The organism is Hydrogenophaga sp., assembly GCF_030656115.1.
Lineage (GTDB): Bacteria > Pseudomonadota > Gammaproteobacteria > Burkholderiales > Burkholderiaceae_C > Hydrogenophaga.
This window is the reverse complement of sequence record NZ_JAUSOO010000071.1, coordinates 1-18,001: the sequence shown is the minus strand read 5'-3', so window position 1 is coordinate 18,001 and position 18,001 is coordinate 1. Positions and strand designations below refer to the sequence as shown.

Annotated in this window: 22 protein-coding genes; 5 read left to right on the top strand and 17 right to left on the bottom strand. The window is 64.2% G+C overall.

What is annotated here, in order from left to right; all coding sequences use genetic code 11:
- The first annotated feature begins 70 nt into the window (after positions 1-70).
- From Q7J58_RS10005 to thpD, 5 genes are all read left to right on the top strand, one after another.
- Positions 71-1,141, top strand: coding sequence for a substrate-binding domain-containing protein (locus Q7J58_RS10005; RefSeq protein ID WP_304827009.1), 1,071 nt, complete (start codon positions 71-73; stop codon positions 1,139-1,141).
- A gap of 464 nt (positions 1,142-1,605) precedes the next feature.
- Complete coding sequence (gene ectA / locus Q7J58_RS10000; RefSeq protein WP_304827006.1) at positions 1,606-2,142, top strand: diaminobutyrate acetyltransferase; 537 nt, start codon at positions 1,606-1,608, stop codon at positions 2,140-2,142.
- Positions 2,143-2,236: 94 nt separating this feature from the next.
- Positions 2,237-3,502, top strand: a complete 1,266-nt coding sequence (ectB, locus tag Q7J58_RS09995) for a diaminobutyrate--2-oxoglutarate transaminase (protein ID WP_304827003.1) — start codon at positions 2,237-2,239, stop codon at positions 3,500-3,502.
- Between the two features lie 66 nt (positions 3,503-3,568).
- Positions 3,569-3,958 carry an ectoine synthase gene (locus Q7J58_RS09990; protein ID WP_304827000.1) on the top strand — a complete coding sequence of 130 codons (390 nt, stop codon included), beginning with the start codon at positions 3,569-3,571 and terminating at the stop codon, positions 3,956-3,958.
- Between the two features lie 13 nt (positions 3,959-3,971).
- Positions 3,972-4,916 carry an ectoine hydroxylase gene (gene thpD, locus Q7J58_RS09985; protein WP_304826998.1) on the top strand — a complete coding sequence of 315 codons (945 nt, stop codon included), beginning with the start codon at positions 3,972-3,974 and terminating at the stop codon, positions 4,914-4,916.
- Positions 4,917-4,966: 50 nt separating this feature from the next.
- Here the strand turns inward: thpD and Q7J58_RS09980 are convergent, their stop codons facing one another.
- The 17 genes from Q7J58_RS09980 to Q7J58_RS09900 form a co-directional block, all read right to left on the bottom strand.
- Positions 4,967-5,647: a 2-hydroxychromene-2-carboxylate isomerase gene (locus Q7J58_RS09980; protein WP_304827036.1), complete on the bottom strand. Its 681-nt coding sequence runs from the start codon at positions 5,645-5,647 to the stop codon at positions 4,967-4,969.
- Positions 5,648-5,655: 8 nt separating this feature from the next.
- Positions 5,656-5,895 (bottom strand): DUF1289 domain-containing protein, encoded by a 240-nt coding sequence (locus Q7J58_RS09975; RefSeq protein ID WP_304826995.1) that lies wholly within the window; start codon positions 5,893-5,895, stop codon positions 5,656-5,658.
- Positions 5,892-6,428, bottom strand: coding sequence for a YbaK/EbsC family protein (locus Q7J58_RS09970; RefSeq protein ID WP_304826993.1), 537 nt, complete (start codon positions 6,426-6,428; stop codon positions 5,892-5,894). Before Q7J58_RS09970 ends, Q7J58_RS09975 begins: the two co-directional genes overlap by 4 nt.
- 45 nt (positions 6,429-6,473) lie before the next feature.
- Complete coding sequence (locus Q7J58_RS09965) at positions 6,474-7,121, bottom strand: LysE family transporter (RefSeq protein WP_304826990.1); 648 nt, start codon at positions 7,119-7,121, stop codon at positions 6,474-6,476.
- 5 nt (positions 7,122-7,126) lie between these two features.
- On the bottom strand, positions 7,127-8,038 hold the full coding sequence (locus Q7J58_RS09960; RefSeq protein ID WP_304826986.1) for a hydroxymethylglutaryl-CoA lyase: 912 nt from the start codon (positions 8,036-8,038) through the stop codon (positions 7,127-7,129).
- A gap of 58 nt (positions 8,039-8,096) precedes the next feature.
- The gene (locus tag Q7J58_RS09955; RefSeq protein WP_304826984.1) at positions 8,097-8,540 is read right to left on the bottom strand and encodes a DNA-binding protein; all 444 of its coding nucleotides are present in this window, start codon (positions 8,538-8,540) and stop codon (positions 8,097-8,099) included.
- The gene (locus Q7J58_RS09950; protein ID WP_304826981.1) at positions 8,494-9,096 is read right to left on the bottom strand and encodes a nucleotidyltransferase domain-containing protein; all 603 of its coding nucleotides are present in this window, start codon (positions 9,094-9,096) and stop codon (positions 8,494-8,496) included. The genes Q7J58_RS09955 and Q7J58_RS09950 overlap by 47 nt, the downstream gene beginning before the upstream one ends.
- A 183-nt stretch (positions 9,097-9,279) precedes the next feature.
- On the bottom strand, positions 9,280-9,714 hold the full coding sequence (locus Q7J58_RS09945) for a hypothetical protein (protein ID WP_304826978.1): 435 nt from the start codon (positions 9,712-9,714) through the stop codon (positions 9,280-9,282).
- Positions 9,704-10,624, bottom strand: coding sequence for a glyoxylate/hydroxypyruvate reductase A (locus Q7J58_RS09940; RefSeq protein WP_304826975.1), 921 nt, complete (start codon positions 10,622-10,624; stop codon positions 9,704-9,706). The genes Q7J58_RS09945 and Q7J58_RS09940 overlap by 11 nt, the downstream gene beginning before the upstream one ends.
- Before the next feature lie 98 nt (positions 10,625-10,722).
- Positions 10,723-12,777 (bottom strand): acetyl/propionyl/methylcrotonyl-CoA carboxylase subunit alpha, encoded by a 2,055-nt coding sequence (locus tag Q7J58_RS09935; RefSeq protein WP_304826972.1) that lies wholly within the window; start codon positions 12,775-12,777, stop codon positions 10,723-10,725.
- A 22-nt stretch (positions 12,778-12,799) separates the two neighbouring features.
- A complete protein-coding gene (locus Q7J58_RS09930; RefSeq protein WP_304826969.1) occupies positions 12,800-13,444 on the bottom strand; it encodes a DUF3226 domain-containing protein in 645 nt (214 codons plus the stop codon).
- Position 13,445: 1 nt separating this feature from the next.
- Positions 13,446-14,399, bottom strand: a complete 954-nt coding sequence (locus Q7J58_RS09925; RefSeq protein WP_304826965.1) for an AAA family ATPase — start codon at positions 14,397-14,399, stop codon at positions 13,446-13,448.
- A 56-nt stretch (positions 14,400-14,455) separates the two neighbouring features.
- The gene (locus Q7J58_RS09920; protein WP_304826963.1) at positions 14,456-15,244 is read right to left on the bottom strand and encodes an enoyl-CoA hydratase/isomerase family protein; all 789 of its coding nucleotides are present in this window, start codon (positions 15,242-15,244) and stop codon (positions 14,456-14,458) included.
- Positions 15,245-15,263: 19 nt separating this feature from the next.
- Positions 15,264-15,785: a DinB family protein gene (locus Q7J58_RS09915; RefSeq protein ID WP_304826960.1), complete on the bottom strand. Its 522-nt coding sequence runs from the start codon at positions 15,783-15,785 to the stop codon at positions 15,264-15,266.
- Positions 15,786-15,829: 44 nt separating this feature from the next.
- Positions 15,830-16,237, bottom strand: coding sequence for a PIN domain nuclease (locus tag Q7J58_RS09910; RefSeq protein ID WP_304826957.1), 408 nt, complete (start codon positions 16,235-16,237; stop codon positions 15,830-15,832).
- Positions 16,234-16,593 carry a type II toxin-antitoxin system VapB family antitoxin gene (locus Q7J58_RS09905; RefSeq protein WP_304826955.1) on the bottom strand — a complete coding sequence of 120 codons (360 nt, stop codon included), beginning with the start codon at positions 16,591-16,593 and terminating at the stop codon, positions 16,234-16,236. The genes Q7J58_RS09910 and Q7J58_RS09905 overlap by 4 nt, the downstream gene beginning before the upstream one ends.
- 44 nt (positions 16,594-16,637) lie before the next feature.
- Positions 16,638-18,001: carboxyl transferase domain-containing protein (locus tag Q7J58_RS09900; protein WP_304826952.1), on the bottom strand; the 1,364-nt coding region annotated here is incomplete at its 5' end.

Genomic DNA, 18,001 nt, shown 5'->3' with positions numbered 1-18,001 from the left:
CCAGCGTTCAAATATGTTCATAATTTCATAAAGTCGGCCTTTAGCACCCCACCCAACACCCCCAACCGCCATGCTGCGCATCACCTTGCAACCCCAATGGCAGATCGGCCGCGACGGCACTGAGGCGCTGCCCGTCAACGCCCTGCTGCAGCTGCTGGCGGCGGTGCAGTCGTCGGGCAGCATCGCGCAGGCGGGGCGCGAAGTGGGCTTGTCGTACCGGCACGCCTGGGGCTTGCTGCAGCAGGCCGAGGCGCTGTTTGGCCAGCCGCTGTTGACGCGCGGGCGGGGCCGGGGCTCGGTGCTGACACCGCTGGGCCAGCAACTGATTTGGGCCGACACCCGCATTGGCGCGCGGCTGCAGCCGCTGCTGGAATCGCTGGCCGCTGAGCTGGAAGGCGCGCTGGGCCGGGTGCAGCGCCGCGAGCAGGCGGTGCCGCGTCTGCACGCCAGCCACGGCTTTGCGGTGGCGGCGCTGCGTGAGCAACTGGCGCAGCGCGGCGTGGCGGTGGAACTGCGCTACCGCAACAGCCTGGAAGCGGTGGCGGCGCTGGCGCAGGGCGACTGCGAGTTGGCGGGTTTTCATGTGCCGCTGGGTGAGTTTCAGCACGCCGCCGCACAGCGCTACCAGGCGCTGCTGCAGCCCGGCGCGCACCAGCTGGTGCAGCTGGCGGTGCGCACCCAGGGCCTGTTTGTGGCGGCGGGCAACCCGCTGGGCATTCGCGGGCTGGACGACCTGAAGCGGCGCAACCTGCGCTTTGTGAACCGGCCCGAAGGCTCGGGCACCCGCATGCTGACCGAGCTGCTGCTGAAGCGCCACGGCGTGGCGCCGCGCCAGGTGAGCGGCTTTGAGAACACCGAACTCACCCACGCCGCCGTGGCGGCTTTCGTGGCCAGCGGCATGGCCGACGTGGGCCTGGGCGTGCAGACCGCTGCGCACCGCTTTGGCCTGCACTTCATTCCCTTGCTGAAAGAACGCTACTTTTTTGCCGCACCCACCGAGGCGCTGGCGCGGGCCGAGACCAAGCCCGTTCTGGCGGTGCTGCAGTCGCCCGCGTTTCGGGCGCGGGTGGCTGCGCTCAAGGGTTATGAGGCGGCGGGCACGGGGCAGGTGCTGACGCTGGCAGACGCGTTCGGGGGCTAAAACAGACGGCCATTGACGGCCGTCAACGTGCGGCGAATGTGAGCCAAGATACGCCTCGCCATGCGCCTGAATTTTCACATTTTCGACCCGGAAAATCGATTTCAGAGCGCCCCCTGTCTTCACGCATTCCATGGCCAAAAGTCAACGCCACAACGCTGCACATGGCGGCAACACGCCGACCGCAAAAACGCAAAGGGTTGCGCTGACCGACTCAGGGCGTTAGACTAAAAAAAGCAACGGGACACCCTCCTCCCATGCCAACAGTGTGTTTGCTTTGCCTTTCAGGCAGCCCCGGCATCCCCTGATCTCGTTCAACGGCCATTGGGTCGCTTGAGTTTTTTTGTAGGTCCCCTCACAGGGGCCGACCGGCCAGAAACACCGCCTCGCAGCGGTGGCTCGAACCGGTTCGCCAGAAGTCTTGCTTGCGTTCTCGCAACGGGGCTTCACCACAAACAACCCACGGCATGACCCATACCGACAGGACCACCCACACCGCCCCATCCCCTTTTGTTTTTCGTGCTGCAGGCCCCAGCGACGGCGCCGCCGTGTGGCGCTTGGTGCAAGCAACCGGCGCGCTCGAACCCAACTCTCCGTATTGCTACCTGCTGCTGGTCACAGACTTCGGTGATACCTGTCTGATCGCCGAACAAGCCGGTGAGGTGGTGGGCGTGGTGCTCGGCTACCACCCGCCGCGCGAGCCCGAGACGGCTTTTGTCTGGCAGATCGGCGTGATGCCGGTCCTGCGCGGACGCGGCCTGGGCCTGCGCATGTTGCAGGCCTGGATGGCGTTGCCAGCCAACGCCCATTGCGCATGGGTCACCGCCACGGTGGCCGAAGACAACCCGGCCTCTCAGGCCTTGTTTGGCCGGCTGGCCGCCACACACCAGACCCGGTGCGAAGTGTTGCCGCACTTTCACGCCCACCAGTTTCCGCACGAGCACCCCGCCGAACCGCTGTACCGAATCGGCCCGCTTGCGCGTGGCGTGCCCACGCACGTCTGACCCCGCGCACTGCGACGGCCCGCGACGGGCCGGTGTTGCACACACCCCCATCCTGGGACGCAGTGCATTTGGCATTTTTTGAAAGGATCCCGCCATGAATATTTTTGAACAGCACGAGTCCGAGGTGCGTGGCTATTGCCGCAGCTTTCCCGCCGTGTTCGCATCAGCCAAGGGCGCGTGGATGACCGACAACAAAGGCCGCCGCTACCTGGACTTTTTCAGTGGCGCCGGCGTGCTGAACTACGGCCACAACCCCGACAAGATCAAGCAAGCCTTGCTCGCCTACCTGGTGCGAGACGGCATCACCCACACGCTGGACATGTACAGCGAAGCCAAGGAGGCGTTCATCCAGCGCTTTCACGACGTGATCCTGCAGCCGCGTGGCCTGTCCTACAAATTTCAGTTCCCTGGCCCGACGGGCACCAACGCGGTGGAAGCGGCACTCAAACTGGCGCGCAAAGTGACCGGGCGCGAGCAGGTGGTGGGCTTCACCAACGCCTTTCATGGCATGACCCTGGGTGCCCTGGCCGTGACCGGCAACGGCTTCAAGCGCGCCGGCGCAGGGGTGAGCCTGAACCACGCCACGTCGATGCCATTTGATGGCTACATGGGCGCCGACACCGACACCCTGAATTTCTTCGAGTCCATGATCATTGACGGTGGCAGCGGCATGGAATTGCCCGCCGCCGTGATTCTGGAGACGGTGCAGGCAGAGGGTGGCGTGAACGTGGCCAGTGTCGAATGGATTCGGCGTCTGCGCGAGATCACGGCGCGCCACGGCATTGTGCTGATCGTGGACGACATTCAGGTGGGCTGCGGACGCACCGGCCACTTCTTCAGCTTTGAAGAGGCCGGCATCGTGCCCGACATGGTGACGCTGTCGAAGTCGCTCTCGGGCTATGGCCTGCCTTTGGCACTGGTGCTGATCAAACCCGAGCTGGACCAATGGGCTCCGGGCGAGCACAACGGCACGTTCCGAGGCCACTGCCCGGCGTTTGTCACCGGGACCGCTGCCCTGAGTTTTTGGACCAACACCGTGTTGCAGGACACCGTGGGCCAGAAAAGCGCCCTGGCGTTTGAGCGCCTGCACCAGATGCTGAAACGCCAGGGCGTGGAGGCGCCGGTGCGTGGCCGTGGCCTGATTCAGGGTGTCGAGTTCGCTGAGCCGGGCTTGGCCACACGTATTTCGCAAGCCTGCTTCGAACGCGGTCTGATCATTGAAACCGCCGGGATCGACGACCAGGTGCTCAAGCTGCTGCCCAGTCTGACCATCACGGAAAAAGATTTGCAGCATGGGCTCGACACCATCGAAACCAGCCTGCAGGCCGTTCTGCACCAGGACATGCGCAAAGCCGCCTGATCGTCTGAGCGCGCACGCCTTACCTACCCACACCACCCACACCAACCACACCCAGGACACAAGCACATGATCGTCAAACACCTCGAAGACATTCTGAACACCAGCGCCGACGTGGACGCCGAAGGCTGGACCAGCCGCCGTCTGATTTACAAAGACGCGGGCATGGGCTACTCGGTCAATGACACCATCATCAAGCCCGGCGCCGTACTGGAAATGGAATACAAAAACCATTTCGAAACCGTGTACTGCATTGAAGGTGCCGGCGAGATCACCGACCTGGCCACGGGCCAGACGCACGACATCCGCGTCGGTACGCTGTACGCCCTGAACAACCACGACCGCCACATCCTGCGGGCCAACAAGGGCACCCACATGCGCATGGTCTGCGTGTTCAACCCACCGCTGACAGGACGCGAAGTGCACGATGCCACCGGCGCCTACGCGCTGGCCGACTGACAGGAGGACATCCATGACCAGCATGACAGGCATGGGTGTGGCCGCCACACCCATCCACGCCCAACCCCGTGGCGACGACCGCTATCCCTCACGTTTCGATGCGCAGGTCCACATCACGGACCGCCTGGATCCGGTGCTCTATGGATCGCCCGACGAAGGGCCGCTGAGCGCGAGCCAGTTGCACTTTTACCTCGACAACGGTTACCTGAATTTTGACGAGCTGCTGAGTGCCGCCGAGATCCAGGCGTGCCTGGACGAGGTGCAAAAGCTGCACAGCGACGACGCGGTCAAGGCCTCCGATCGGGCGGTGATCGAACCGGGCAGCGGCGAGCTTCGCTCGCTGTTTGAGGTGCACCGCAGCAGCGCTGTGCTGCACCGCTTGGCCAACCACCCCAAGCTGGTCGGCATCGCGCGGCAGTTGCTCGGCAGCGAGGTCTACATCCACCAGTCGCGCGTGAACTACAAAGGCGGGTTCAGGGGCAAAGAGTTTTACTGGCACTCCGACTTCGAGACCTGGCACGTGGAAGACGGCATGCCCGCCATGCGCGCGGTGAGTTGCTCGATCGCCCTGACGGCCAACACGCCTTACAACGGGCCGCTGATGCTGATGCCCGGCTCCCACCAGCGCCATGTCTCATGCGTGGGCGCAACGCCCGAAGACCACTACAAACAGTCGCTGAGGCAGCAGGACGTGGGCGTTCCCGATGACGACAGCCTCACCCGCCTGGTGCAGGACTTCGGCATCACCGCGCCCACAGGCCTGGCTGGCGCCGTCACCTTCTTCGAGTGCAACGTGATGCACGGCTCCAGTTCGAACATCACGCCGCTGCCGCGCAGCAACGTCTTCCTGGTGTTCAACAGCGTGCACAACACCTTGGTGCCCCCCTTCTGCGGACTGCCACCCCGGCCCAACTTCATCGCCGAGCGGCGGGACTTCACGCCGGTGGGTGCGCTCTGATCAACGCAGTCTGACGGACCAACGTGCCGCCGAAGGTGGCGGAAATTGCGTCACCGGCGCGCCACACCCGCCGGCAAGCGCGCCGCCACATCCCACGCGCCGGACGCAAACCACGCATCGCCGTCGAGGTACGCCCGCAGCATGGGCAAGGCGTCAAAGCCCCAGAACACATGGCCGTTGACCACCAGCGCGGGCACACCAAACAGGCCCAGCGCCAGCGCCTCGTCGGTGTTGGCGCGCAGGCGCTGCTTGACCGTCTCGCTGTCGGGCCACTGCGCATCGGGCCAGGGCTTGTGGCGCTGGGCCATGTGGTCTTGCAGCAGCGCTTGCAAAGCGCCCAACCGGGTGGCGTCGGTGGCGCTCTGGCCGCCGCGCCACACGTGGTGAAACAGCTGGCCGGTGACGTAGCGGTTGGTCTCGCCGGGTGCATCGTCGGTCGCCGCAGCCAGCCCCAGGCGCAGCAGCGCCAGCGGGTTGAACGGGTGGGTGGCGGGCAAGTCCAGCGGCACGCCGTGGTGGTGCGCGAGCCAGCTCACCTGGCGGTAGGTCCAGTCGCGCTTGCCCGCTATTTCAGCCGGGCCCAGCTGGCCGTTGGCTTTGAGCAGCGCCGCAAACAGCACCGGCTTGTAGCGCAGCTGCACGCTGTGGCCCATGAGCGCTTCGGGCAGGCGCTCAAACGCCAGGTAGGCGTAGGGGGAAATCGGATCGTAATAGAAGGTGATGTCGTGCAGGGTGGGGGTCATGGGTGATTCCCGGCAAGCGATCCAGCGGCTTGACGCACTTCAATGCGCCCCCAAACCACCAGCTTGTCGGCGTCGCTCAGCTGGCCCCAGGCGGCAATTTCCTGCAGCGTGCGGTAGCAGCCTTTGCAGCTGCTGTCGCGCTCGTTCAGTTCGCAAATGGACACACAAGGCGAAGGCACGCCGGGGCCGGGGTGGTGTTCGCGCGCATCGCGCAGGTTGATCAGCTGGGTGTTCATGGTTGCGTGGGCTCGGCGGTTGGTGGCGCGGTCACGTCGTGCACGGGCGCGCCGGTCAGGGTTTGCAGATCGGTCGGGCTGAGGCGAAACACGCCGTGCGGGTGGCCAGCGGCGGCCCAGATGTCGCCAAAGCGAAACAGCTGCGCGTCGATCAGCGTCACCGGTGGCGTGGCATGCGCCAGTGGCGACACGCCGCCAATGGAAAAGCCGGTCTTGGCTTTCACAAATTCGGCGTCGGCCCGGCCCAGCTTGCCGCCTTCGGCGCAGACGATGGCCTGCACCTTTTTCTCGTCCACCCGCAGGTCGCCCGAGGTGATGACGAGCACCGCCGCGTCGTCCGACTTGCGGCGAAAGATGATGCTTTTGGCGATCTGTCCCAACGACACGCCGAGCGCGTCGGCCGCTTGCTGCGCGGTGCGGGCAGCGTCGCTGAGCAACACGGGAGGATGGGGATGGCCCAGCGCGGCCAGCGCGGCGGTGACGCGCTGCACGCCGGCGGGCAGTTCGGGGGTGTTCAGACTTGCTTCACTCATGGGCGGCAATGGTAGCGGGACGCGCCCAACCCGGGTGGCGTGAGGTCAGGCGCCCCCACGCTTGACCAGCATCAAACCCGCACCCATCGCCATCAGCACGCCGCCGAACACGCGGTTTTGGGCGCGCCGGGCTCGGGCCGTGGCCAGCCAGCGCTGGGCGCGCGAGGCCAGAAATGCGTAGCCGTGCATCACCACCAGGTCCACCCCAATGGAAGTCACCAGCAAAATCAGCAGTTGCAGCCAGAGCGGGCGGTGGGGGTCAATGAACTGCGGCAGCACCGCCACCATGAACACAATGCCCTTGGGGTTGGTCACGTTGGTCATGAAGCCGGTCAGCACCCGCTCGCGCACCGTAGGCACGCCCAGGTGGTTCACCAGCGCCTGGCCAGCCGCTGGCGCGTGGGCGTGCACCGGTGCGCGCCACTGCTTCAGGCCGAGCCAGATGAGGTAGGCCGCGCCCAGCACCTTGACCACCGTGAACGCGGTGGCCGAGGCCAGCAAAAGCGCCCCCACACCCACCCCGGCAATCAGCAAAATGACCGCCAACCCCAGTTGCAGCCCCGCAATGGTGGCGCTGCTCCGGCGCATGCCGTAGGCCAGGCCGTGGCTCATGGACAGCACCGCGCCAGAACCCGGCGAAATGGCGATGACCCAGGACGCGGCGAAAAACGCCAGCCAGACATTGAAGTCCATGGCGCTCAGCCTTGGCGCTTGGTCAGCAACGCCCGCGCCACCCGCGAACCGCTGGGGCGGCCCAGGTGGTCGCTGATGAACTGGCCCGCATCGACCAGCGCATCCAGGTCGATGCCGGTTTCAATGCCCATGCCGTGCAGCAGGTACACCACGTCTTCGGTGGCCACGTTGCCGGTGGCGCCCTTGGCATAGGGGCAGCCACCCAGCCCGGCCACGGACGACTGGAAGTTCCACACACCCAGCTCCAGCGCCGCCAGTGTGTTGGACAAGGCCTGGCCGTAGGTGTCGTGGAAATGGCCGCTGATGTGGTCGATGTCGAAATGCTTCAGCGTGGCCTCCAGGGCCGCCTGAACCTTGCGCGGCGTGCCCACGCCAATGGTGTCGGCCACGTCCACCCGCTGCACGCCGATGCCGCGCATCAGCCCCGCCAGATAGGCCACGCGCTCGGGCGCAATGTCGCCCTCATACGGGCAACCCACGGTGCAGCTCATGGCACCGCGCACGGCGATGCCCGCCGCCAGCGCCGCAGCCACCACCGGCGCAAAGCGTTCGATGCTTTCGGCGATGGAGCAGTTGATGTTTTTCTGGCTAAAGGCCTCGCTGGCCGCGCCAAACACCACGATCTCGTCGGGCCGGTCGGCCAGCGCGGCCTCAAAGCCTTTGAGGTTGGGCGTGAGCACGCTGTAGCGCACACCACCCTGGCGCGCGATGCCTTGCATCACCGCGTGGTTGTCGGCCATTTGCGGCACCCACTTGGGGCTGACGTAGCTGGTGACTTCGATCTCTTTCAGGCCTGCGGCTTGCAGGCGGTGGACCAACTCGATCTTGACGGCGGCGGGCACCGGCTGCTTTTCGTTCTGCAGGCCATCGCGCGGGCCGACGTCGATGAGGCGGACTTGGGGGGGAATGTGGTTCATGGCTTCAACTTGGTGGAATGGGTTGGGACGACCAGGGCGCGGCGACAAGCGCGACCCGCTATGTCAACAAATCGGGAAACTGACCCTGCAAAAACTGGCGTGTGTGCGCCAGCAAGCCGGTGGCCTGGGTGATGCACTCGGTGACGACGGAGGCACTCACCGGATCGCCTTCGTAGTCGTTCTGGTTGCGCTGCTTGCGCAGGGCATCGAGCACGATGATCACATCGCCCGGTAGGCCCATGGTGAGCGGGAGACACTGCAGCGTGGTCTGGTGGTGGCCGGGCTGGCTGGTGGGGGTGCGGTAGCCCTGGGCCCAAAGGCCCAGCATGGCGCACTGCAGGATGCACTTGTAGGCAGCATCAAAACGGTTTTCGGCACTGAGCGCCTGCAACTGCGCGTCGGCCAGGTTGCGTGCGGCGGCGGCCAGCAGGCGCTGCACGCCCAGCGGCGAAGCGTTAAACGCTTGCAGGCGCTGGATGGCCAGCAAGTTGGCTAAGGTCATCGGAGGTTCCGTTCAGAAAAATGTGCGGGCCGGCGAGCAGATTCAAGACAAACGGGTCTTGCTCGGCCACATGGCCTTGCAGCTCGGCCGGGGTGTACACAACGGGGTTGATTTCACGCCCCAGTGTGGTTTGTGCACTGTGCAGCGCACGCACCACCTCACCAAATCCGCGTTCGGTGACCACCAGCACGTCCACATCGCTGCCGGCAACCTCCGTACCACGGGCGACCGACCCGAAGATGAGGGCCAGCACGGGCTGCAGCGGCGCCAGCGCCCGGGCCAGCAGCTCAGCGGCGCCAGTGGTCTTGCGCAGCAGCCCGGCCAGCTCAGGGAACACGGGGCATTGGCGATTGGCCTGGTAACGCACCTGGTTACCCTGCGCTTTGCGCAGCAGCAGACCGGCGGCGGCGAGGCGGGCCAGTTCTTTGTGCAGGCTGCCGGGCGATGTGCCGGTCAGACGGGCGAGCTCGCGCACGTGGTAGTCCGTATCAGGGTGCAGCAGCAACTGGCTCAGCAGCTTTTTGCGGTAATCGCCCAGGAGCAGGTCGGTCAGCATGGCAGGAGAATGTAGCCTTTCAGGATTCGATTGTATCCAATTTGGCTACGTTCAAACCTGAAGGGATGCGTTTTGAGTGCCAGGCGGGGCCCGGGCGCGTTAGATGAACGGATTGATCTTGATTCGCGCCTGAACTTCTTTGGAGAACATACAGGGTCATAGATACACAACGAAAGCAAGCCATCAAGAGCTCCCCGCCCCAGCCGCCACCGGCTGCCCATGCCGGTAAGACCGGCCCGCCACGGTGTAGCCCACCACATGTTTTCCACAAAACTCAACCTTCACCGGCTCGCCCACATGCTGTTCCAGCGCCTCAACCCCGGGGTTTTCGCGCAGGCATTGCAGGCGGTATTTGCCGCCGCAGCCCAGCGTGATCCGCGTCCAGCGCTCGTTCACCAGGTACATCTGATAACGACTCACCTGGCGCAGGGTGCCCGTCTGTGTGGTGACGGGCGTGTCCGTTGACAGACAGGTCAGGCGTTCGTGGTCGTTGGAGGCGGTATTCAGACCCACCACCAGCATCACGAACACCAAGGGCGCGGCGAGCAAGGCCCACACCCAGGCGCTGACCCGGCGTGGCGCTGGGCGCTTGGGTTGAAGGGGCGTGTCAGTAACCACGGATCGCATCGACCACACCCGCGATGGGCTGGCCCGCTTCGAGCGCGCGGATTTTGCCGGCGATCTGCGCAATGCTTTCATCGCGCAGCGTGCGCGCCGAGGTGTGGGGCGTGAGGGTGATCTGCGGGTGCTGCCAGAACGGGTGCTCGGGCGGCAGCGGCTCGGTGCGGAACACGTCCAGCGTGGCCCCGGCCAGGTGGCCGCTGTCCAGCAGCGCCAGCAGGTCGGCGTCAACCAGGTGCGCGCCGCGTGCCACGTTGATCAGGTAGCCCCCGGGCTGAAGGCGCCCAAGCGTCTGGCGGTTCAAGATGTCCTGGGTATCGGGCGTGAGCGGCAACAGGTTGACCAGCACGCGGCTGGCCGACAGAAAGGTCTCCAAGCCCACCTCGCCGCTGTGCGTGAACACGCCTTCGATGGCCTTGGGCGTTCGGCTCCAGCCGTGCACGGGGAAGTCAAACACCCGCAGCGCCCGGGCCACGCGCTCGCCCAGCACACCCAGCCCCATGACGCCGACCGCAAAGTCCTTGCGGTCACGCGGCCTGCGGTACGACCACTTCCCCGCTTTCATGTCGGCCTCGTAGCCGTCGAATTCGCGGAAATGGCGGATGACGGCGTGGCACACGTATTCGGCCATTTGCACCGACATGCCCGCGTCGTCCAGCCGCACCACGCGCACGCCGGGCGGCAGGTGCAGTTTCAACAGCGCATCGACGCCAGCACCGATGTTGAACAGGGCTTTGAGCGCCTGTTGCTCGTCCAGAAAACGTTGCGGCGGCGCCCAGACCACCGCCACATCGGCCTGCGCCGAGCCGGGTTGCCACACGTCCACCGTGGCCTCGGGAAAAGCGGCACGGAGGCCGGCGAGCCAGGGTTCGGCTTTGGTGTCGGTACAGCATAAGGTGATGTTCATGCGGCGAGCTTATGGGAATTCAGCCCATTCGGTCCTGTTCGTGCGTTGGCGGTGCCGCTCACGGGTCGGTAAAAAACCATGAGCACCAGGCGAACCCGTCAGGCGGTTTGAATCTTCAGCAGCTCAGCCCCTTCGGCCACCTGGTCGCCGGGCGCGTACAGCAGCTCGGCCACCGTGCCGTCGGCCGGTGCGGCAATGGTGTGTTCCATCTTCATGGCTTCCATCACCGCCAGCGGCTGGCCCTTCTTCACCACGTCGCCCGCCTGAACGGCGAAGCTCACCACCTTGCCGGGCATGGGCGCGGTGAGACGGCCCACATCGGCAGCGGCTTCTCCGGCGTGGGCCAGCGCGTCGAGTTCGGTGATCTGGGTGGCACCCAGGTCGCAAAAAATGTGCACGATTTCGTCGCGCTGCCAGGTCTGCACCGTTTGGCGCTGACCCAGGAAGCGCAGGTCCATCAGGGTGCCGTTGTCTGCCGGCAGCGCATCAAACGCGAGCAGCCCACTCGCTTCGCCGAACGCGAGTTGCAACGCACCGTCGTGCAGGTAGGTCAGGCTGGCCTGCACCGGTTCGCCGAGGTATTCAAAGTCAAACCGGCGCACGGTGAGGCCAAAGGGGCGCCAGCCGTCGCGGCGCGAGAACGGGTCTTTGCCCTCGCTCGCGCGCTCGGCCAGCAGGGTTTGCGCCACCGCGGCGGCCACGGCCAGGTTCAGGCCCACCTTGTCCTGGTGGAACAACACGCCCGCTTCGCGCGGAATGAGCGCCGTGTCCAGATTCGCCTGCGCAAACGACGGGCTGGCGACCACATGGCGCAGAAACTGCACGTTGGTGGACAGGCCGACGATGCGGGTTTGCGCCAGCGCGGCGTCCATCTTGGCCAGCGCCTCGGCGCGGGTGCGGCCGTGCACGATGAGCTTGGCGACCATGGAGTCGTAGAAGGGGCTGATGGCGTCGCCTTCGCGCACGCCCGAATCCACGCGCACCGGCTGTGGCGCAGCGGGAGAGCCCGCACCCCTGACCTCTCCCAGAGGGAGAGGGGGTAAGAATTCGATGCTGGCGGGCAAGCGGTACACGTCCAGCCGTCCCGTGGCGGGCAGAAACTGGTTGTCCGGTGTTTCGGCGCAAATGCGCGCTTCAATGGCGTGGCCGTGGATGCGCAGGTCTTCCTGCTTCAGCGGCAGCGGCTCGCCGCTGGCCACGCGCAGCTGCCACTCCACCAGATCCAGCCCGGTGATGGCTTCGGTCACCGGGTGCTCGACCTGCAGGCGCGTGTTCATCTCCATGAAATAGAAGCGCATGCCCCCCTCGGGCGGCTGCTCGACGATGAATTCCACCGTGCCCGCGCCCACGTAGTTCACAGCGCGCGCCGCGGCCACGGCGGCCAGGCCCATCTGCTGGCGCAGTTCGGGCGTCATGCCCGGCGCGGGCGCTTCTTCCAGCACCTTCTGGTGGCGCCGCTGCACCGAACAGTCGCGCTCAAACAGGTAGACGCAGTTGCCGTGCGTGTCGCCAAACACCTGGATCTCGATGTGGCGCGGGCGCTGGGCGTATTTCTCCACCAGCACCGCGTCGCTGCCGAAGCTGTTGATGGCCTCGCGTTTGCACGAAGCGAGCGCCGCGGCAAAGTCTTCGGCCTTCTCCACCGCGCGCATGCCCTTGCCGCCACCGCCCGCACTGGCTTTGATGAGCACCGGGTAACCGATGCGGTCGGCCTCGTGTTGCAGCATGTGTGGGTCCTGGTCGGCGCCGTGGTAACCCGGCACCAGCGGCACGCCGGCGCTTTCCATCAGCCGCTTCGACTCGGCCTTCAGGCCCATGGCCAAGATGGCGCTGGCGGGCGGACCGATGAACACCAGGCCGGCTTCGGCGCAGGCGTTGGCAAAGGCTTCGTTCTCGCTCAAGAAACCGTAACCGGGGTGAATGGCCTGCGCGCCGGTGGCCTTGGCCGCGTCCAGAATGCGCTGCCACTGCAGGTAACTGTCTTTCGGTGCGCTGCCACCGATGTGCACCGCCTCGTCGCACGCGGCCACATGTTTGGCACTGGCGTCGGCGTCGGAATACACGGCCACGGTGCGCACACCCATGCGGCGGGCGGTGGCGGCCACGCGGCAGGCGATTTCGCCTCGGTTGGCGATGAGGATTTTGTTAAACATGGTGGGTGTCTCCAAAAGAAATTCAGGGGGAATCCAGATTGGCGCTGAGCACATCGCGCAAAACTTGGCGCAACGGGTCCAGGGCCGTATTCAATTCTTCGCGCAGGTCTGCGTTTTTGGCCAAGGCGTAGCCAATGCGCGAATACGCGGTGTCGCGGGTGCGGTGGGTGAGCCACACCTGCAACCAAGCTTTGTCGCGTTGGGCTTGGGTGGTTTTTTGGTGACTGGGTGGAATGCCCGTATCGGACTCAACACACTGCGCCCATTGCGTGGCGCAGGCATGGCCAGGTGAATGGGTGGGAATGGCGTCACGAATCAAGGTTTCGAGCGCGCCTGTTTGATCGTGGCGGGGCAAACAATAAAAGTTTAATTTAGAACGTTTGCCTACCTCGGTGCGGATGTTGGCCATCAATGTCTGGGTTTGTGCCAGATCATCTTCATTGTCCAGCACCACCGCCATCAGGCGGATATCCGAACCGCCCGATGATTTCAACTGGTCGCCACAGAACGCCACCAAATGCTGGCGGCCTTCGGCATTCACGATTTCAACATCGGCCTCGGTTTTTTTGATCTCATTGCGCAACAGGATCAAAATATCGGCTTCGTCAGCCCCTTCGCACACGATGAGACGCGGCGATTCCAGTGGCCTGTTTTGGAGCTTGGCCATATCAGCGCACCTCCATGTCACGCGCCATCATGCGCAGCATGCGTTCGCCTTCAATGCAAACCGTTTGGATGTTGTCGCCGGTTCGCTCCAGCCTGATGACCTGAAACAGCTCGGGGGTTTCTTCAAACACTTCGCAAGCGGCGCGGATGGCGTCCCAGCTGTGGGTGGTGATTAAGGATTGAACTCGCCCCTCTTGAGCGACCGTTTTGATTCCCTTAAACAGCGTAGGGAGAGCACTGTAGTGAATACCGTTCTCGATCTCGTCGATCAGCGCAAGCTGTGATTCAGATACCAGTAATTCAGAAAACAGATACACCAAGCGACTAAAGCCGTGTCCGAGCAAATTCAGTGGAACGGCTTGTGGTAATCCATCCAGCTCCGCATATACCCGATGCTCTCCATCGGGTGCTATCGCATCCAAACTTTCCAAACGAGGATCTACGGCACGCAACAACGTAATCAGCGCTTTTTTCTTTCTCCCCAGAATCACTTTTCCGAAAATCTCGACAAGTCGATTTTGTGAAGGCAAGAAGTAAGGAATTGCCGTGCAGCTCCATAGATTTTGAAAACCACCTACATGCCAAGCCTTAATCGATTCCTTGAGTAGAGTTGATTTTTCTCTGTAACCTAGCCCGCCAGCAATAGGCATAGGCATGAACATAGTATCCCGGTTTTTTGCAGCCAACACCAACCCTTGCCCCTCGGTAGACAGAACACCCAGAAAAAGTTGTGGATTCAAATAGGCTTGGTCAAATCGGTTAACGTCCATGCCTTCATTCTGACGAAATAACCCTCCCGCAGCATGAGGGCCCAGCATCGCTGTGGCATACACCGCCTCCAACAAAGAAGTCTTCCCCACGTTTTGCCCACCCAAAATCAGGTTCACCATTTTGAATGGCCCGACTTGGGTATCTTTGAAACCCTTGAAGCCTTGCAGATGGATATATTGCAGCATGGTGTTAAATATTGGGCGTTGATCGGGAGTGCGCCAATGGCCAGCGGGTGCGCAAATCAGCTCACCAGCCACGAAGGCTTGCGTTTCTGCAAAAACGACATCACGCCTTCGCGGCCTTCGTCGCTGGCGCGGATGTCGGCGATGCCGTCCACGGTGGCCGCGATCAAGGCGACGTTGATCTCGCGCTCGGCCACGTCTTGCACCAGCTTTTTGCAAGCGCGCACAGCGGCGGGGCTGGCGCTGGCCAGGGCTTGGGCGAGTTCGTCCACTTTCGCGGCCAGGGCCTCGGGGCTGTTGACGAGTTCGTGCACAAAACCGATGCGGTGCGCCTCTGGCGCGCTGAAACGCTCTGCCGTGAGGAAGTAGCGGTGCGCGGCGCGGGTGCCCATGGCGCGGATCACGTAAGGGCTGATGGTGGCCGGAATCAGGCCCAGCTTCACCTCGCTCAGGCAGTAGGTGGCCGTGTCCACGCTCACAGCCATGTCGCACGCGGCCACCAGCCCCATGCCGCCCGCGAACACATCGCCCTGCACGGCGGCGATGGTGGGTTTGGGGCAGGTGTAAATGGCCTGCAACATGGCGGCGAGCTGGCCCGCGTCGGCGATGTTCTCGTCGCGGCTGTAGTCGGCCATGCGGCGCATCCAGTTCAGGTCGGCCCCGGCGCAAAAGGCGGGGCCCACGGCGGCCAGCACCACGGCGCGCACGTTGTCGCGCGCGCCCACGGCTTCAAACGCGGCTTTGAGTTCGGCAATGACCTCGTCGTTGAAGGCGTTGCGCACGGCGGGGCGGTTCAGGGTGATGCGGGCAATGCGGTCTTGCACCGTCAGGGTCAGGGCTTGGGTCATGGCGGGGGTTCCGGCGGTTTTAGGGGTTTTTGGCCTCGGCGGCCTCCAATTGCAGGTGGTACACCCAATCCAGCTCAGGCGCAGGTTGCCCCAGCGCGGTGAGTGCGGCGGTGATTTGGCCCCGGTGGTGGGTGGCGTGGTTGAACACATGGGCCAGCGTGGCCGCGAACGGCAGCGACTGTGGCACGCCTTTCATGGTTTTGTAGTCCAACTGGCCGTCAAAACGTTCGGCGGGCCAGCTGGCGATGAGGTGTTCCCAGTTGGCCGCGCCGCCTTTCAGGGCTTGGCCCAGGCGTTCGCGGTCGGGTTCGATTTCGGTGTCCAGCCCCAACAAGGGCGACGCACCCTTGGAAAAACGCGCGTACCAGAGCAGGTGTTCGCCCACCAGCAGGTGGTTCAGCGTGCCGTGGATGCTCTTGAAGAACAGGCCCATGTCTTTGCGGTAGTCGCCGTCGGACACGCGCGACACGGCGTCGAGCAGGCGGTGTGTGGCCCAGACGTGGTATCGGGCTTGCCGGGTGAAGTGGGTGATTGGGTTCATGGCGAGGCTCGTCACAAGAAGGGTGGGTGGCAGAGGTGCGGGGTTCAATGCCGACATACGCTGAGTCCGCGCAGGGTTTCCATCACATCAAAGTCGGCGTCGCGGTGCAACAAGGTGTGGCCGTGGGTGATGCAGTAGCTGGCCAGCAGCACGTCGATGGGGCTGCGGATGGTGTAGCCCTGGCTGCGCAGCACGTTGTAATGTTCGGCGGCCAGCAGCGCGTTGTGCAGGCCACCAATTTCAACCACCGAAATAGCCAGCAGCAGGTTTTGGGCACGCTGGCGGTCTTTGGGCTTGTCAAAACCGCGCATGACTTCGTAAATCACCAAGTCGGCAACGCCCACTTCCTCCTCCATCGGTGAGCCTTTGAGCAGGTTCACCAATTGCACCGTTTCTGCGTTGGACACGCCACGAAAAAAGTCGATCCAGACGCTGGAGTCCACCAAAATCATTTGACGGTCACTTTCTTCACGCGCTTAGGCTTGGGCGCGGCAGCGGTAGCCGGGGCGGTTGGGCTGGCCGTTGTGTACGGGGCCGCTGGCTCATGCGCGGCCTGTTCGGCTGGCGCGGCGGCCTCGCTGGCGTCTAGGCCGGCGGCGATCAAGGTTTGCTCAGCACGCCGACGCTCCCAGGCCTCGTCGGAATCGTCCCAGTGCAAGGTGCCGCGTGCGGCCAACAGGGCGTCGTAGGCTTTGCGCCGCTTGAGCATCTTCAGCCCCGCCTCCACCGCCTCGCGCTTGGTCTTGAAATCGCCACTGGCCATGACATCGGCCATGAGTTTGTCGTCGATCACGATGTTGGTACGCATGGCTCACCTCTAAATATGTGTATATAAATAAAAAACTATACACATCACATGCGGAAAAGTCCAAACTTCGTCTCGGGGATTGGCGCATTCAGCGAAGCGCTCAGACCCAGCGCCAGCACGCGACGCGTGTCGGCGGGGTCGATCACACCGTCGTCCCACAGGCGGGCGGTGGCGAAGTAGGGATGGCCCTGCACCTCGTACTGTTCTTTGATCGGTGCCTTGAACGCGGCCTCTTCTTCCGCGCTCCAGCTGCCGCCCTTGGCCTCGATGCCGTCGCGCCGGACAGTGGCCAGCACGCTCGCGGCCTGCTCGCCGCCCATCACACTGATGCGCGCGTTCGGCCACATCCACAGGAAGCGCGGCGAGTAGGCGCGGCCACACATGCCGTAGTTGCCGGCGCCAATACTGCCGCCAATGATGACGGTGAACTTCGGCACAGCGGCGGTGGCCACGGCGGTCACCATCTTGGCGCCGTTGCGGGCGATGCCTTCGTTTTCGTACTTGCGGCCGACCATGAAGCCGGTGATGTTCTGCAGGAAAACCAGCGGCGTCTTGCGCTGGCAGCAGAGTTCGATGAAGTGCGCGCCCTTGAGCGCCGATTCGCTGAACAAAATGCCGTTGTTGGCGATGATGCCGACCGGCATGCCCTCAATACGCGCGAAGCCGCAGACCAGCGTGGTGCCGAAGCGCGACTTGAACTCGTCGAAGTCCGAGCCGTCGACGATGCGGGCGATGATCTCGCGCACGTCGAAGGGCTTGCGGGTGTCGGTCGGGATCACGCCGTACAGCTCCTCGGCCGGGTACCGCGGCGCCACCGGGTCGATGGTGGTGATCGGTGACACCTTGCGTGCGTTCAGGTTTTTCACCGCCTGGCGTGCCAGCGCGATGGCATGCAGGTCGTTCTGCGCCAAGTGGTCGGCCACGCCACTCAGCCGCGTGTGCACGTCGCCACCGCCCAGGTCTTCGGCCGTGACCACCTCGCCGGTGGCGGCCTTCACCAGCGGCGGGCCGCCCAGGAAGATGGTGCCCTGGTTCTTGACGATGATGGTCTCGTCGCTCATGGCCGGCACGTAGGCGCCGCCCGCCGTGCACGAACCCATGACGACCGCGATCTGCGCGATGCCCTGCGCGCTCATGTTGGCCTGGATGAAGAAGATGCGGCCGAAGTGGTCGCGGTCGGGGAAGACCTCGTCCTGGTTCGGCAGGTTGGCGCCGCCCGAGTCCACCAGGTAGATGCAGGGCAGGTTGTTCTGCTGCGCCACTTCCTGGGCGCGCAGGTGTTTTTTCACGGTCAGCGGGTAGTAGGTGCCGCCCTTCACCGTCGCGTCGTTGCAGACGATCATGCAGTCCACACCGCTGACCCGACCAATGCCGGCGATGACCCCGGCGCAGGGCGCGCTGTCGCTGC

Excerpts from the sequence above, each read along its gene's own strand:
- Q7J58_RS09940 (WP_304826975.1), bottom strand. The coding sequence starts at position 10,624 with ATGAACATCACCTTATGCTGTACCGACACCAAAGCCGAACCCTGGCTC.
- Q7J58_RS09925 (WP_304826965.1), bottom strand. The coding sequence starts at position 14,399 with ATGCTGCAATATATCCATCTGCAAGGCTTCAAGGGTTTCAAAGATACC.
- Q7J58_RS09950 (WP_304826981.1), bottom strand. The coding sequence starts at position 9,096 with ATGCTGACCGACCTGCTCCTGGGCGATTACCGCAAAAAGCTGCTGAGC.
- Q7J58_RS09955 (WP_304826984.1), bottom strand. The coding sequence starts at position 8,540 with ATGACCTTAGCCAACTTGCTGGCCATCCAGCGCCTGCAAGCGTTTAAC.
- Q7J58_RS09920 (WP_304826963.1), bottom strand. The coding sequence starts at position 15,244 with ATGACCCAAGCCCTGACCCTGACGGTGCAAGACCGCATTGCCCGCATC.
- Q7J58_RS09915 (WP_304826960.1), bottom strand. The coding sequence starts at position 15,785 with ATGAACCCAATCACCCACTTCACCCGGCAAGCCCGATACCACGTCTGG.
- ectA (WP_304827006.1), top strand. The coding sequence starts at position 1,606 with ATGACCCATACCGACAGGACCACCCACACCGCCCCATCCCCTTTTGTT.
- Q7J58_RS09910 (WP_304826957.1), bottom strand. The coding sequence starts at position 16,237 with ATGATTTTGGTGGACTCCAGCGTCTGGATCGACTTTTTTCGTGGCGTG.
- thpD (WP_304826998.1), top strand. The coding sequence starts at position 3,972 with ATGACCAGCATGACAGGCATGGGTGTGGCCGCCACACCCATCCACGCC.
- Q7J58_RS09965 (WP_304826990.1), bottom strand. The coding sequence starts at position 7,121 with ATGGACTTCAATGTCTGGCTGGCGTTTTTCGCCGCGTCCTGGGTCATC.
- Q7J58_RS10005 (WP_304827009.1), top strand. The coding sequence starts at position 71 with ATGCTGCGCATCACCTTGCAACCCCAATGGCAGATCGGCCGCGACGGC.
- Q7J58_RS09990 (WP_304827000.1), top strand. The coding sequence starts at position 3,569 with ATGATCGTCAAACACCTCGAAGACATTCTGAACACCAGCGCCGACGTG.
- Q7J58_RS09970 (WP_304826993.1), bottom strand. The coding sequence starts at position 6,428 with ATGAGTGAAGCAAGTCTGAACACCCCCGAACTGCCCGCCGGCGTGCAG.
- Q7J58_RS09935 (WP_304826972.1), bottom strand. The coding sequence starts at position 12,777 with ATGTTTAACAAAATCCTCATCGCCAACCGAGGCGAAATCGCCTGCCGC.
- ectB (WP_304827003.1), top strand. The coding sequence starts at position 2,237 with ATGAATATTTTTGAACAGCACGAGTCCGAGGTGCGTGGCTATTGCCGC.
- Q7J58_RS09975 (WP_304826995.1), bottom strand. The coding sequence starts at position 5,895 with ATGAACACCCAGCTGATCAACCTGCGCGATGCGCGCGAACACCACCCC.
- Q7J58_RS09930 (WP_304826969.1), bottom strand. The coding sequence starts at position 13,444 with ATGGCCAAGCTCCAAAACAGGCCACTGGAATCGCCGCGTCTCATCGTG.
- Q7J58_RS09905 (WP_304826955.1), bottom strand. The coding sequence starts at position 16,593 with ATGCGTACCAACATCGTGATCGACGACAAACTCATGGCCGATGTCATG.
- Q7J58_RS09960 (WP_304826986.1), bottom strand. The coding sequence starts at position 8,038 with ATGAACCACATTCCCCCCCAAGTCCGCCTCATCGACGTCGGCCCGCGC.